Annotated in this window: 11 protein-coding genes; 8 read left to right on the top strand and 3 right to left on the bottom strand. The window is 56.1% G+C overall.

The genetic code is table 11. The features are described from left to right. Window positions 1-75: 75 nt before the first annotated feature. Together FYC48_RS22450 and FYC48_RS22445 are read right to left on the bottom strand one after the other, a co-directional pair. Window positions 76-1,371, bottom strand: a complete 1,296-nt coding sequence (locus tag FYC48_RS22450) for a radical SAM protein (protein WP_149499038.1) — start codon at window positions 1,369-1,371, stop codon at window positions 76-78. A 112-nt stretch (window positions 1,372-1,483) separates the two neighbouring features. After that, entirely contained in the window at window positions 1,484-2,788 is a 1,305-nt protein-coding gene (locus tag FYC48_RS22445; RefSeq protein ID WP_149499037.1) for an amidohydrolase family protein, read from the bottom strand. Between the two features lie 43 nt (window positions 2,789-2,831). Here FYC48_RS22445 and FYC48_RS22440 point away from each other — a divergent pair, with 43 nt between their 5' ends. Next, window positions 2,832-3,500: a DNA-3-methyladenine glycosylase gene (locus FYC48_RS22440; RefSeq protein ID WP_149499036.1), complete on the top strand. Its 669-nt coding sequence runs from the start codon at window positions 2,832-2,834 to the stop codon at window positions 3,498-3,500. On the opposite strand, the gene FYC48_RS22435 is transcribed toward FYC48_RS22440, so the two are convergent. Further along, complete coding sequence (locus tag FYC48_RS22435; protein WP_149499035.1) at window positions 3,468-4,283, bottom strand: PIG-L family deacetylase; 816 nt, start codon at window positions 4,281-4,283, stop codon at window positions 3,468-3,470. The genes FYC48_RS22440 and FYC48_RS22435 overlap by 33 nt on opposite strands. A gap of 175 nt (window positions 4,284-4,458) precedes the next feature. Here FYC48_RS22435 and FYC48_RS22430 point away from each other — a divergent pair, with 175 nt between their 5' ends. The 7 genes from FYC48_RS22430 to FYC48_RS22400 all read left to right on the top strand — a co-directional run bounded on the left by FYC48_RS22430 (window position 4,459) and on the right by FYC48_RS22400 (window position 13,867). Then, window positions 4,459-5,985, top strand: coding sequence for a sialate O-acetylesterase (locus tag FYC48_RS22430; RefSeq protein ID WP_149499034.1), 1,527 nt, complete (start codon window positions 4,459-4,461; stop codon window positions 5,983-5,985). 242 nt (window positions 5,986-6,227) lie between these two features. Continuing rightward, window positions 6,228-7,466: a polyphosphate kinase 2 gene (ppk2, locus tag FYC48_RS28485; protein ID WP_235034374.1), complete on the top strand. Its 1,239-nt coding sequence runs from the start codon at window positions 6,228-6,230 to the stop codon at window positions 7,464-7,466. A 58-nt stretch (window positions 7,467-7,524) separates the two neighbouring features. Next, the gene (locus tag FYC48_RS22420) at window positions 7,525-7,875 is read left to right on the top strand and encodes a hypothetical protein (RefSeq protein ID WP_149499033.1); all 351 of its coding nucleotides are present in this window, start codon (window positions 7,525-7,527) and stop codon (window positions 7,873-7,875) included. 185 nt (window positions 7,876-8,060) lie between these two features. Further along, window positions 8,061-10,208, top strand: coding sequence for an FAD-dependent oxidoreductase (locus FYC48_RS22415; protein ID WP_149499032.1), 2,148 nt, complete (start codon window positions 8,061-8,063; stop codon window positions 10,206-10,208). 179 nt (window positions 10,209-10,387) lie between these two features. Next, window positions 10,388-12,070: a flavin monoamine oxidase family protein gene (locus FYC48_RS22410; RefSeq protein WP_149499031.1), complete on the top strand. Its 1,683-nt coding sequence runs from the start codon at window positions 10,388-10,390 to the stop codon at window positions 12,068-12,070. 87 nt (window positions 12,071-12,157) lie between these two features. Further along, on the top strand, window positions 12,158-12,679 hold the full coding sequence (locus tag FYC48_RS22405; protein WP_160149714.1) for a SixA phosphatase family protein: 522 nt from the start codon (window positions 12,158-12,160) through the stop codon (window positions 12,677-12,679). An 18-nt stretch (window positions 12,680-12,697) separates the two neighbouring features. Further along, entirely contained in the window at window positions 12,698-13,867 is a 1,170-nt protein-coding gene (locus FYC48_RS22400; protein ID WP_149499029.1) for a metallophosphoesterase, read from the top strand. Window positions 13,868-14,608 lie beyond the last annotated feature (741 nt).

Genomic DNA, 14,608 nt, shown 5'->3' with positions numbered 1-14,608 from the left:
GGGCAGACGCCGACCGATTCAAGTCGACGAACTGCGATTAATGAAGCGTCCCGATCATCGGCAAAGCGATCGGCATCACGACGACTTGGTCGCCTGTAACTGCACCACTTGGACGTCATCATTTACCGCCGGCGTCCGTTCGGCATCTGGATCGCGATACTTAGCCACATCAAAGTGACGGCTGTAGGTCCCGAAGTCATTGAAGGCGTATTTCTTCGCCCATCGATAAACAAAGCTTCGCTCGGGAATCTCATCTCCGGGCTGAAACTGGCTGCGCCGGGGCGTCACGTGATCGAGTTCTCGCATCACCTCGTTCCGAATCGTTGTATCGCGGGCACCGTGTTTTTCTGCGAGTTCGATTAACAGATCGGGACGTTCCATGATCACACAACCGCGCGTGTTCTGAGCGGTCAACTCACGGAACTCTGTTAAAAACGCCGAGTTGTTAAACGTCTCTGCCAACGGGCGATCGTCGTGAATTGATTCGGCGGCCATTTGAATGACGGGGCACGGTTCAATGTCACCCTTGGGACCGATATGGTGCGTGAACCCTGTCGCGGCGGGACACAACGCATTGCCGGCGTCGTCGTGATACGCATCGATCACGATGATCGGTTTCGTCGCACGCGTGTCGACGACAAATTGACGAACCCGCTTTTGCTCTTCGCTACTGAGTGCCAACTGCGGGTTTGGTTCCGGGCCGACCGGGCGATAAATGTGGAACCAGCAATACATCACCCCCATGTCGATCAATCGTTCGACCCAAGCATCGTTGACCAAGTCATCAAGATTCGTCTTGCAAACACTGGTACAAACGCCGACCAACAAATTGTGCCGTAATGCCGTTTCGAGCCCCTTCATCGTCTGGTTGTAAACACCCCCCCGACCACGTCGCTCGTCGCTGATGATCTCGGTCCCTTCGACACTGATCAGTGGAGTCACGTTGCCGTACTCTTTCAACTTGGCCGCGACTTCGTCGGTGATGAAGTGACCGTTGGTGAATACCTGAAAGTAAACGTCGCGGTTCTGCTCGAAGATTTTCAGTAAGTCTTTATGCATGAACGGTTCGCCGCCCAAAATTCCAAAGAAACTGTTCCCCATCTCTTTGGCTTGGCGAATCGTCTTATTAGCCGCATCAAGCTCGATCCGATGCTGCTTGGCTGCGACATCGACCCAACATCCCTGACAGCGCAGGTTGCAGCTATTGATGACCGACATGTAAAGAAACGGCGGGAAAAACTCGCCGCGTTTCAACCGCCGCTTGTGCTTGTGGACACTCAGCAGGCCCTTGACCCCCAACGTCCAAATCGCCTTGGCAAGCAAACGTTTGTCGGTCTCGAAAAGAAATCGTGACGCAAGGCGAAGGTACATTTCAAAACTGGGAAGGTCGGAGGGCGTGTCGCGAAGGCTGGATCAACCGTTCGTTCAGTAATCCATATTGGCTGCACCAAACGGTCACAACGGAGCGTACCATCGAGGCCAGTCAATTGTCTGTATTATGGCCATCGCTCGGTCGGTTTGCAGAGCAAAACTTCAGTTGGGACGTTTCCGTCGCCGAGAAGTCGGCAAATACCGAATCCAACTGCTTCCCGGCGGTGGGAACCATCAAAAGTGAATCGAAACGGGTTTTGCCGGGAACCAGCTGCCCGATCGCTCGTTTTTGCAGTCGGCTTGAAACCGCCCGCGGCGACCCAAACATCAATGCTTCGGCCCCCATCAAGGTGGCCATCGCCAAGACTTGCTGGGGGTCAATATCCTGACGTTTCTGGAGCAGAAACCGCACTTCTTCCCAGATGCTAAGGTCGGGATTGCTCGCTCGCGAATCGGTCCCCAAAGCCACCCGAACCCCCGATCGCAACAAATCGGCGACCGGATGCCGGTCATGGCCAAAGAAATGATGCGTCCGTGGGCAATACACAACGCTCATCTGACGATGTTGTGAAATGATCTCGATTTCGCGTTCGCTCAAGTCGTTTCCATGAATCAAAAGCACCGCCGGCGCGGGCGCAAGCGTTTCGAGAATGGAGGGAATCGAATCATCCGTGTATGGAAAAATCCCTTCCCGCCAGACCCCGGCACGCCGAAGCGATGCCGCAAACGGACCGGACGCGTGATCGAGCAGCTCGCGTTCGTCGGGCGACTCGGCCAAGTGAATCGCCAGCGGGACGCCATGTTGATTTGCCCGCCGCGAGCATTCTGCGATCACGTCCGGCGGTGTGGAATACGGCGCATGGGGACTGATTGCGGAAAAAACACTGGAAGACGCCTGCAACGCTTGATGATGGGTCGCCGCACCCGCCAAACGCTCCCGATGCCGATCGAGAGACAACCCAAGAACTTCGGCGAAGGAAACAATCAACGGATCGATGCTATCAGGGTAAGCCGATGGTGTGGTCGCGATATCGCCAATCAGCCCGACACCGGCATCGGCCGATTCCTGAACTCCTTTTGCGATCGCCGCTTGCCGCGAAGTTTCATTGCTGACCCCGCGAGCACGGATTACTTCGCCGATCCAGTCTGCGAGCGCTATTCCAGGTGCACCAATCGGTTCGGAACAATCCGAAAACTCCAGATGAGTGTGGGCATTGACGAACCGGGGCATCATTGCCACGTTCCCCAAATCGATGACCGAAGCGTTCCCCGCGTTTGCCGAAAAAGACTCGACTTTGGCAACCACCCCGCCGACCACGGTGATCCGCGCGTCTTTGATCGGCGGACTTGAAATTGGCAACAGCCAGCCGGCCCGGTAGGTTTGTGTGGTATCGGGTTTGGGTTTGGAAAAATTCATCGATGTATGACGAGAGCCATTCGTCTCAATAAGGCAACGTGATTTGACGAAGCAGACGAAATACGCCGAACGCCTACCGGAATCGTTCTTTCAACGAGAAACGACCAAGGTCGCTCGAGATTTAATCGGCAAAGTGATCGCGCATTACCTCGATGGCAACTGGGTCGGCGGGTCCATCGTCGAAACCGAAGCCTACTTACATTCCGACGATCCGGCTAGCCATTCGGCTCGCGGTCAAACGCCTAGCAACGCATCGATGTTCGACCGCCCGGGCATCCTGTATGTGTATCCGATTCATGCGAAGCACTGCTTGAACGCCGTGACCGAAGCGAAGGGTCGTGGCGCGGCGGTGTTGATCCGTGCGATCGAACCGCTGTGGGGAATCGAAACAATGCAACGCAAACGTCGGCTACAAGATCTTCGACGACTGACACGCGGACCGGCGATGCTGTGCCAAGCCTTGGCGATCGATCGCAACGACGATGGACGTTGCCTGGTGAGCGATCCGAACCTGGGACTGTTCGAGCTCAAAACGGCCCCCACAACGGTACACTCCCTGACCATGGCATCAATCGATCCACGTGCGACGGTGTCAACTGGTCCGCCAACCATTGTCGCCACCCCGCGAATCGGGATCAGTAAGGCGCAGCGACTCAAGTTGCGATTTGTTGATTCGCGATCACGGTTTCTTAGTCGACCAATGCCGAAGTGATAGCTCACGAATGTTGGACGGTTCGGCGGCAGGCCCCGGTGAGAGGTCCATCCCCAGGGCGGCGAAGAAGTTGTTGGTCACAAAGGGACGCGCCGCCGCGAACGATTCCGCCGCGGATACGCCAGCGATCGACCCGGTCATCACGGCGGCCGCGCGCACGCGGTCATCGATGCCGCGTTTATGATCAAATTGACTTCCGTAGCAACGCATCGCGGCAAGCTTCTGTTCTAGCGTCGCACTGATATCGACCAGTAAATGGAACGGGTTGCCCGCGATCGTCATCGGTTCAAGGGCCAAACGAAAATACAACTGCCGATCGATCACATGGGTCGGAAGCCCGCCGAAGTAATCGTCCCACTTTGATAGCCGACTGTAAAACACCGCCGCATCGGTTAACAGCATCGCTTGGTGGTGATCCGGTGACGCCATCGGAGTCTTGTCACCGAACCCTAGCACGACACGAGGCCGCGTCCATCGAAAGACCTTGGCGAGTTCAATCCGAGCTTCAAACGAATCGATCAAACGTCGATTCGGAAGGTCCATCTGGATCCGTTCACAGACGCCAAGTGTCTTGGCCGCATTCACCGCCTCGATGAACCTAGACTTGGGACCGTTGGAAAACGGAGTCGGTTCGCCATCGGTCAGATCAACGATCCCGACGCGGTAACCGTCCGCGGCAAGTTTTGCCAGTGTGCCGCCGCAAGCGACCTCCACATCGTCGGGATGTGCCCCGACGGCGAGGACATCCAGTGGTTCGGGTTGATCGGCCAGACGAATAGACATGGTTGAAATTGTCAATGAACGTGAAAAATATCAGCCGCGGGGAGAACCGCACGCTAGCGCGTTGCGGCTGATGGGGGAAATTGAAAAACATGTGCGACAGCCACGATCGGCTCTGTAGAGAAGTTATCATAGGCCGCTTCCGCCTCCCTCCTCCCCCTGCCATGGAGCCCACATCATGAGAACTTTTGGCCTGTCATTGTTACTGCTGGCTGTGTTTGCCAGCCACGCGGCCGCAGAGATTCGAACCAGCGCCGTATTTGGCGATTCGATGGTCTTGCAGCGAAATAAACCGATCCACATCTGGGGCTGGGCAGACGCCGGTGCCAGCGTCGAAATCAAATTGGCCGACCAAACGGCGACGGCGAAGGCAGACGCCGATGGCCGATTCGATGCCGCGCTGCCAAAGATGTCCGCCGGTGGGCCCTTCGAATTGTCGATCCAAGCCGGCGACGATCACGTTACCTTCAAAGACGTCCTAATCGGTGAGGTCTGGGTGTGCAGCGGCCAATCCAACATGCAATGGGCGGTGAAACAATCCAATGACGCCGATTTGGAAGCGCTTGCGGCAAAGTTTCCCAACATCCGCATGATTTCGGTACCGCAAGTCGGTGTTCAACAACCCAAGGATAGCTTTGACGGCCAGTGGCAAGCCTGCACGCCCGAATCCGTCAGAGAATTCTCTGGGGTTGGCTATTTCTTTGGCCGTCAGATCCATCAAACACTCGACGTCCCGGTCGGATTGATCGACAACGCCTGGGGCGGTTCGGCCGCGGAAGCGTGGGTCAAACGCGACGTCTTAAAATCGAGCGGCAAGTTTGACGAGCTACTCGAACGCTGGAAAAAAACCGAAGCTACGTTTGATTACGAAGCGGAACTTAAAAAGCATGAAGAACGTCTCGCGAAATGGCGGGAGAACAAAAAGGGGAAAGCACCGGCCCGTCCGCGTAATGTTCTGACCGGACAACATCGGCCCGCCAATCTCTATAACGGCGTGTTGAACCCGATTATCGGCTATACGATCGAAGGCGTCATCTGGTACCAAGGCGAATCAAACGCCAGCCGCGCTTACCAATACCGTGAACTCTTTCCGCTGATGATCGATCACTGGCGTGATGAATGGAAACAAGACGACTTTTCGTTCTACTGGGTTCAGTTGGCTGACTACAAATCCGAAAGAAGCGAACCGACGGACAGCCAATGGGCGGAATTGCGTGAAGCCCAAACGATGACGATGTCGAAACTCGAAAACACCGGCGAAGCGGTGATCATCGATCTCGGCGAAGCTTCTGACATTCACCCTAAAAACAAACAGGACGTCGGCAAGCGACTGGCGCGCTGGGCACTGGCCAAAAACTACGGCTACGACATCCCCTACCAAAGTCCGACGTACGAATCGATGTCTGTCAAAGGCAATCTTGTCACGCTGAAATTCGAACACGTCGGCGGTGGTTTAGACACATTTGATGTGAACGAACCGATCGGATTCACGATCGCAGGTGAAGACCAACAGTTTGTTAAAGCACATGCCAAGATCACTGGCAAGGACACGATTGTGGTTTCTAGCGATCAAGTCGCGAACCCCGTCGCCGTTCGCTATGCGTGGGCCGACAACCCGATTTGCAACGTGCAAAGCGTCGAAGGATTGCCGATGACGCCGTTCCGCACGGACGACTGGAAAGGCATCACCGCTGACGCGAAATAGACGTGGCTGAAAGCGAATGCGTTCGCCACGGCTAGGTTTCACTAACCCTGGCGAACGCTCGAAGACGAATCGATCAAGATGGTGACTGATCGGTGAGTGAACTATTCTGGCGCGGTCGATAAAGCTGATACGACCGTTCCCACAGTGGACGGGCAAAGGCAGGTTCACTTCCCCACGCCGTGCTTTCCCGACGGCCATTTAGCGAACAGCTAGAATTGATCATGACGGATCTCCCGTTTCCGATGACCGATTCTTCAACCCCGTTCGTGATCATGGCTTCAGAATCCCAGGGAAAATCTTCCACTCGCGGCGCCGCGAAGGGCGCAGGCAATGGCTCGGCGAACGGAAAGCCTGGCAAAGGAACCAAGAAAAAGCGAAGCGTGTCGCGCGGTCGACGCAAGGCGGACGATGGCGACGTCGCACCGCAGTTGACCGAAGGCGGCGTCGAATCTCATGTCGTCAACGAATCAACCAAGGCTGCCCAGCAGAGCAAGATCTCGGCGGTCCGCGACATCATCGAAAAAACGCCGCCACACGACGTTCACACGCTCGCCCGAACACTGGAAGTGATCATCGACGGTTCTTCACCGGAGGACGCCGCGGTGCTGCGCAACGCGTTGCTCAAACGAACCCCCGGTCCTGCGGGAAAACGCCGGGTCAATCCCGATGACCAACTCTCCGATGGTTGGCGCGACGGGGCGTATCCCTACCGCAACCTGATGTCACGCAAGGCGTACGAGAAACAAAAGTACCAGCTTCAAGTCGAACTTTTGAAGCTTCAAGCCTGGGTCAAGGAGAACGGTGAAAAGGTCGTCATCCTTTTCGAAGGCCGCGACGCGGCCGGAAAAGGGGGCACGATCAAACGCTTCATGGAACACCTTAATCCTCGGGGTGCGCGCGTCGTCGCGCTCGAAAAACCCAGCGAGACCGAAAAGGGACAATGGTACTTTCAGCGATACGTCGAACACTTACCGACGGCCGGAGAAATCGTGCTGTTCGATCGAAGTTGGTACAACCGCGCCGGCGTCGAACGTGTCATGGGATTCTGCAGCGACGAGGAATACGACGAGTTCATGCGGCAAGTCCCCGACTTCGAACGCAACTTGGTCCGCAGTGGGATCCGCTTGACTAAGTTTTGGTTTTCGGTCAGCCAGAAAGAGCAGCGTCGCCGCTTCAAAGAACGTGAAGTGCATCCGCTCAAGCAATGGAAACTCTCACCGGTCGACATGGCGTCACTCGATAAATGGGACGACTACACCCGCGCCAAAGAGGCGATGTTCTTTTATTCGGATACATATGACGCCCCGTGGACGGTGGTGAAGTCCGATTGCAAGAAACGTGCGCGTTTAAACGCGCTACGTTTTGTCCTTGGCACGATTCCCTACAAAAATCGTGAAATGTCGCGGATAGGGATGGTCGATCCTCTGCTTGTCGGACGCGCTAATGCGGTGCAGGCTTCGCGATCCGCCGGTGATGTCTGATGCCGGTTTATAGGAAATAGCTTTGGCATCGCGATCCCTTTCTCACGCCAAGGTTACCATGTCTACCGCCAATCCATTCGGGGCACCGATTTCAAGCTCCGAGACACCGATGGTTTCTGAAAGCTCGATCGTCTTGAAACGAGTCGACGTGATGTCGGTGGCGATGCTCTCCGGTGTCATGTACGCAATCATCGGCTTGATCACGGGTGTCCTATTCGCCTTTTTCGCGTTGGCAGGAGCGGTCGGCGGTGGTGACGCCGCAATGGGGATCATCTCTGGCTTGATCATGGCCGTCTTCATGCCGATCGGCTATGGAATCGGTGGCTTTATCGGCGGCATCATCTTTGGTGTGATCTACAACGTCTGTGCTTCGATCGCCGGCGGCATCCGCTTCGACATTGAACGGTAAAATCACGTCGGGAACGACGGTCGCCATATCAGATCGTTTTCTCCACACCACGGTGCTTCGCCATGCGATGGTCGAGGACACACGAGGCAATCCGAGTTTGTATAAAATGTGCGGCCTGCGGCTCGGAGCAAGACGATTGCGTCGAGCCGCTTCCCCACCTATCGCTTGATTAACCGGATACCCGTATGCCCTCGCCAAGAACGAACCGGATTGTTCGGATCGTATTGACGTTTGCCGTCATCGCCACGTCAACCGTCTTTGAATCGAACCGTCATTGTGCTTTTGCCCAGTCACCTGAGGCGGATCGCCAGTACGACTTGGTCATCTACGGTGGGACCTCCTCGGGGATCGCGGCGGCGGTCGCCGCGAAACGAAATGGCCTATCGGTCGTTGTGATCGAACCGACTGACCGCGTTGGTGGGCTGACCACCGGCGGTCTGGGACAAACCGATATCGGAAACAAGTCTGCGATCGGCGGTATCGCGCGCGAGTTTTACGAAGCGATCGCGCATCACTACCAAGATCCCAAAGCCTGGAAATGGCAACGCCCGAACGACTATCGAAGCGGCGGCCAGTCTCGCACCTCGACGGGCGAATCGGCGATGTGGACGTTCGAACCGAACGCCGCATTAGCTGTCTACCAACAGTGGATCAAACGCGATGATATCGAAGTCATCTACGGCCAGCGACTCGATCGCTCCGCGGTGATGATGACACGAAGTCGACCGGCTCGGATCCTGGCGATCAAGATGGAATCCGGGGCAACGTATCGTGGCAAAATGTTTATCGACGCGACTTACGAAGGCGACTTGATGGCGACTGCCGGCGTCAGTTTCACCGTCGGGCGTGAAGCGAATTCGGAATACGGCGAAACACTGAACGGTGTTCAAACCAAACACGCTCGATCCCATCAATTAAAACGCGGCATCGATCCCTACGTCGAACCGGGCGATCCGTCCAGTGGCCTGTTGCCACACATCGACCCCAACGGCCCGGGCGAGGAAGGGGAAGGCGATCATCGCGTACAGGCTTACTGTTTTCGAATGTGCCTAACCGATCATCCCGACAATCGGATTCCGTTCGCTAAACCCGATGGCTACGACGAACGCTGGTACGAATTGATGCTTCGCAACTTCGAAGCAGGCGAAAATTCACCGCCCTGGATCAATTCCTCCATGCCGAACCGCAAGACGGACACGAACAATCGGACCGGGTTTTCAACCGACTTTATCGGCCAAAACTACGACTATCCCGAAGCCAGCTATGAACGCCGAGAATCGATTGCCGAACAACATCGCCTGTATCAACAGGGCCTGATGTGGACGCTGGCCAATCACCCACGAGTCCCCGAAAACGTCCGTCGCGAAGTCTCTCGCTGGGGAATGTGTAAAGACGAATTCGTTGACGGTAATGGCTGGCAGGATCAACTTTATATTCGCGAAGCACGTCGAATGGTCAGCGACTATGTGATGACACAGAAGAACTGCCAGGGTGAAGCGGTCGACGATCCGATCGGCTTGGCCGCCTACACCATGGATTCACACAACCAACAACGCTACGTCGATCAAGCCGGTCATGTCCGCAATGAAGGCGACGTGCAAGTGGGAGGCTTCTCGCCATACGGGATCAGCTATCGTTCGATCGTGCCGGCTCGCGATGAGGTTTCGAACCTCTTGGTCCCGGTCTGCCTTTCGGCTTCTCACATCGCGTTCGGGTCGATCCGGATGGAACCGGTCTTCATGGTCCTCGGCCAATCCGCCGCGACCGCCGCCGCCCAAGCAATTGAATCGAAAACAACGGTTCAACAAGTCGCCTACGCAACCCTTGCCGAAAAACTTCGCAACGACAACCAAGTCCTGCAGTACACCGGGCCACCAAAAGCCCAAGGGATCGACGCCAAAGAACTTAACGGAGTTGTGGTTGACAACACCCAAGCAAAAAGCGAGGGCCCCTGGATCGCCAGCAGTTCATCGGTACCGCGTGTAGGTAGCGATTACTTTCACGACAACAATGACAACCGCGGAGAATGTAACGTCACTTATACGGCGAAGTTGCCGTCGGCTGGTCGGTATCAAATTAATCTGCTTTGGCCTCCGCACTCGAATCGTTCGACACAAACGAAGGTCACCGTCACCTCCGATCGTGATGACCGAGTGAAAACAATCTTGGTCAACCAGCGTGACGGAAACTCGAAAGGACGTGTCACCCTGGGAAGCTTCGAATTTGATCAACAGGCGATCGTGACACTTAGCAACGAGGGCGCCGATGGATACGTCATTGCCGATGCGATTCAGTGCGTTCCCCAAGCCGGCGAAGGACCAACGAGCGAGTGAGCACTTGCCTGACGCCACATGTCAGCCCGCCGTGGATGGAGAATCGAACCGGGCGTAGCGAATCGCGTTCTACAAATCGAGCGTGCCAGAAAGAAGCGTCAACAACTCACACGCTAGAATGCATCGATCCGTGAACTAATTTCCGGATCGCTTCTCAAACTAAACAGAGAGTCGCCCGCGTGGCCCACCAACATCGTTCCGTCATCCAGCCGACGCTCAGACGACGTGAACTGCTCGCGCTAGTCGCCGGTGTCCCGCTGGCAAACTTGGCCGGTTGTAATTGGCAAGCGAGCAACATCTCTGGCGAGTTATTGAACCCGGACTTCACGGTCATGCACCGCTTGCGAGATCAGTGGCGTCCCCCTAAGCCATCCGGCGATCCGGTACGTCATCAAGTCGTCATCGTCGGCGGTGGCATCGCCGGACTGTCCGCCGCGTGGCAACTGAAGCAAAATGGAATCGACGACGTTGTTGTCTTGGAATTAGACGCCCAGGTCGGAGGCACCGCTCGATCAGGACAACACGGTAACTTCCGGTTCCCGTGGGGCGCCCACTACGTTCCGGTCCCGATGAAAGACAACGACCGCTTGGTCAAGCTGTTCCAAGAGATGGGGGTGATCATCGGTGAAGACGCCCAGGGAGAACCGATTGCCGCCGAATCCGTCCTTTGCCGTGACCCGCAGGAGCGTGTTTTTGTCGCAGATGATTGGGTGTATGGCCTTTATCCGTCGCATTCACCCTCGGATGAAGATCGGCGACAACTCGAAGCGTTTCGTAATGCGATGCGTCAATTGGCTCACACACGCGACGATCAGGGTCGACGGCTATTTGCGATACCAATGTCGGCCGGATCAGACAACGACACCGTCCGAGAACTTGACCGGCACTCGATGGCCGCTTGGATGAACTCGCAAGGGTACACCTCGCCGCTGCTACGTTGGCTGGTCGACTATGGTTGTCGCGATGACTACGGACTGACTGCGGAACAAACCAGTGCCTGGGCAGGCGTGTTCTACTTTGCATCGCGTCTGAGAAACGGGGCCAAAGAAACACAAGAAGTGATGACCTGGCCGGAAGGCAACGGACGCATTGTGCGTTTCTTGGGCGAACAACTGCGGTCACACATTCGCTTGCGTCAAGTGGTCACCGCTATCACGCAAGATGTTCAGCAAGCTCGCGTGACCGTGTTTGATGCGGAGCAGTCGATCACTGATGAACTGATCGCCGATCAAGTGATTTTTGCCGCCCCCCAGTTCATCGCCCCACGGTTAATTCCGGACTTCGAGTCGACCGGACGGGATGTCGCGTCGTTTCGGTATGGAGGATGGGTCGTCGCCAATGTCATGCTTCACGATCGTCCTCGGCCGTCACAGGTTGCGATGTGCTGGGACAATGTCATCGCCGACGGACCGTCGCTCGGTTACGTCACGTCGACTCACCAAAAAGGAATCGACCACGGCCCGACGGTGCTGACTTGGTATCGACCGCTCACCGATGATGACCCGCGAATCTCGCGATCCGAACTGATGCGTCTGACCTGGGAGGACTGGGTAACGGTGATCGTTTCCGATTTAAGTCGCCCGCACCCAGACATCGAATCGCTGATCGATCGTATCGATGTCATGCGTTGGGGACATGCGATGATCCAACCACGGCCCGGATTTCTATTCGGTGGCGAACGCGAACGTGCCTCCGAATCGCTCGGACGCATTCATTTCGGTGCGAGCGACCTCAGCGGAATCGCCTTGATGGAAGAAGCGTTTGACCGTGGCACCCGCGCCGCCGACAAGGCGATCGCGGCGTTGCGTCACGACGCCCCCAAGCGGGCACGATTCGATCAGCCATCGCGGACAAACGCCTAGTCTGCTACACATCGCCTGCGAACCGTTCACCGTCTCATCCGTTGTGTTTTCATGCGAGGCCGTCGATTGAACAAACAATTAATTTTGATGCGTCACGCCAAAAGCTCGCATGGCGATCCGGGGTTATCCGATCACCAACGCCCCCTCAATTCGCGTGGCCGACGAGATTCGCCACGCATGGCGCGTTGGCTTTCCGACCAGGGATACGAACCAGAAATCGTGCTCTGCTCGACCAGCCAGCGCACGCGGGAGACGCTGCAATTGATGCTCGATCAGTTTTCCGGCGAACCAGAAATCCGCTACTGCGACAGCCTTTACCTGTCAGCTCCCGAATCGATTCTCTGGACGATCAGCTCTGAACACGGAGGGCATAGCCGAGTGTTGGTCCTCGGTCATAATCCCGGTATGAGCATGGTCTCTTCGGTTCTCTCCCGCCAAGCATTGCAAATGCCGACGGCCGCGGCGGCGGTATTGGGATTGCCAGCAGAGCCCCCAGCGCACGAAACTCCTTCGCATTGGCTTGATGACCTCAGCCAACAAACGCCACTTCAGTTGGCGGCCTACATGTATCCCAAAGGGCTAGACAGCCATGGAGAGGTCGCGAGTTAAAAACCTCGCGGCGGTCAGATGAACGGATTTTGGAATGTTCTGCTATTCCTGTTGATTCTGATCGGCCACGGTGGATTGCACGTCGCCATTTACAACCGAGTCAACGCGTTTGGCTGGCAACGAAAGACGATTAAACGTTGGGTCAAAGCGTTTTTCATCAATACTTTTGCACTGCCAACGTTGATTCTTCTGACCCAGCACGAAGCACTGAATGCGATCATTCGTGGCGAGCCAGCTTGGGGACAACTCTCGGCCTGGACGCTGACTTATTTCGGCGTCTGCCTGGCGACCTGGGGAGTTTTTGGCATCCCCTGGCTGTTGTGGCGACCGATTTTTGGGCTCGAGTGGGCCGATGCCAAACGCCAAAGTCGAATGATCGATGTCGCGAAAACGACCAATCGTTCGCTGCTACTGACGCCCAAAGCTCAGTTCGAATCGCGTCTGCCTTTCAATCAACTCCTCGAACTCTCGATCGATGAAATCGAATTGCCAGTCGCCGGGCTTCCCGAGAAACTCGACGGCTACCGGATCGCCCATCTCAGCGACATTCACCTCACCGGGGAGATTCATGCCGACTATGCCCGCTATGTCGTCGCCCAGGCGACGCGTTTTCGCCCGGATCTATTCGCACTGACGGGCGACATCATCGATTCACAACCTTGCATCGACTGGCTGTTTGACATTTTTTCGCCGGCCCAAGCCCGAGACGGATGCTTTTTCATTCTTGGGAACCATGACACGCGAGTTGTCGATTCCTGGGAAACCCGACAAGCGATGGACCGAGCGGGATGGATTGACCTAGGGTCTCAAGCGGCCGAGCGAGAGTTAGCAGGCGTCAATTCGCTCGTCGTCGGAAACGAATCCCCTTGGTTTGAACGCCCGATCGTACCGGAGAGCGACGCAGAATTCCGGTTGCTACTGAGCCACAGCCCCGACCAGATTTGGTGGGCTCGGAGGCACGGATTTCAGCTCATGCTGGCCGGTCACACACACGGCGGACAGGGCAGATTACCGGTAGCAGGGCCCATCTTGAGCCCTAGTTTTCACGGCAGCCGCTTTGCTTCGGGCAGCTTTTACAAGGCCCCGACCACACTTCAAGTCTCGCGCGGACTCGGCGGTGTGCATCTTCTGCGGCTCAACTGCCGTCCCGAGCTCTCGATCGTGACCCTTCGATCGCAGTCATCCTGACGTTTCGTTTTGATTCCATAAGCCGTGAACGCGATAGCGTGCGGTTCTTCCGCGCGAATGTGGGCTTATGCCGGCTGGCCGATCGTTGAGTCGTTCAAATTGACCAATTCAACAGCCCCGGAGCCATTCGACAAGCTCCGCTTCGCAGCGAATCGAGACCATGATCTCGAGAAACGGATTCGGAGAGACGAGCCTCCGGGGTGCCGTGGCACACAATTCCCATGAAAAACCACCATTTGAGGGCCCCAGACGAGGTGGACACTTTGGTTCTTAACGGGGGAAGTGTGTTCAAAGCCAAAATTGCTTTCGGGGGGTCTGCAACCGGCGACGGGACGAGTCGGAAGTCTTCTCGGGCAGTTTCGGCGTCCCGTTGGAATGATTCAGCGGGGGAAGAATTGTGGAACAATGCCCAAAAACGCCCGTGAAACAGGCCTAAAGACCTGAACAGATGCAAATTAATCCCGGATGGCGAAAGCACGTAAATCGCCGGATCAAACGGCGTTCGGCGGGCCGTTTTATCTCGAAGCGAACAAATAATTCATCCTTTTTTCTCATCGCCCGTTGACTCAGTGCCGATCCTCCGCAACAATCCCGCTCATCGTTCGAGAGACGTCGCCGACAACCAAACGCGACGCGACATCGAGCGGAACCGATCATTGACAATTTGGTGGTGAAACTTCTGTTGAGTTCAGCAAAAGCGAGATCGCTGTTGAGCGACTGAGGCTTGCCTTGGTTGCTTGA

Origin of the sequence: Roseiconus lacunae, assembly GCF_008312935.1 — a bacterium.
Classification (GTDB): Bacteria; Planctomycetota; Planctomycetia; order Pirellulales; family Pirellulaceae; genus Stieleria; species Stieleria lacunae.
This window is presented reverse-complemented; position numbering and strand designations above follow the sequence as displayed.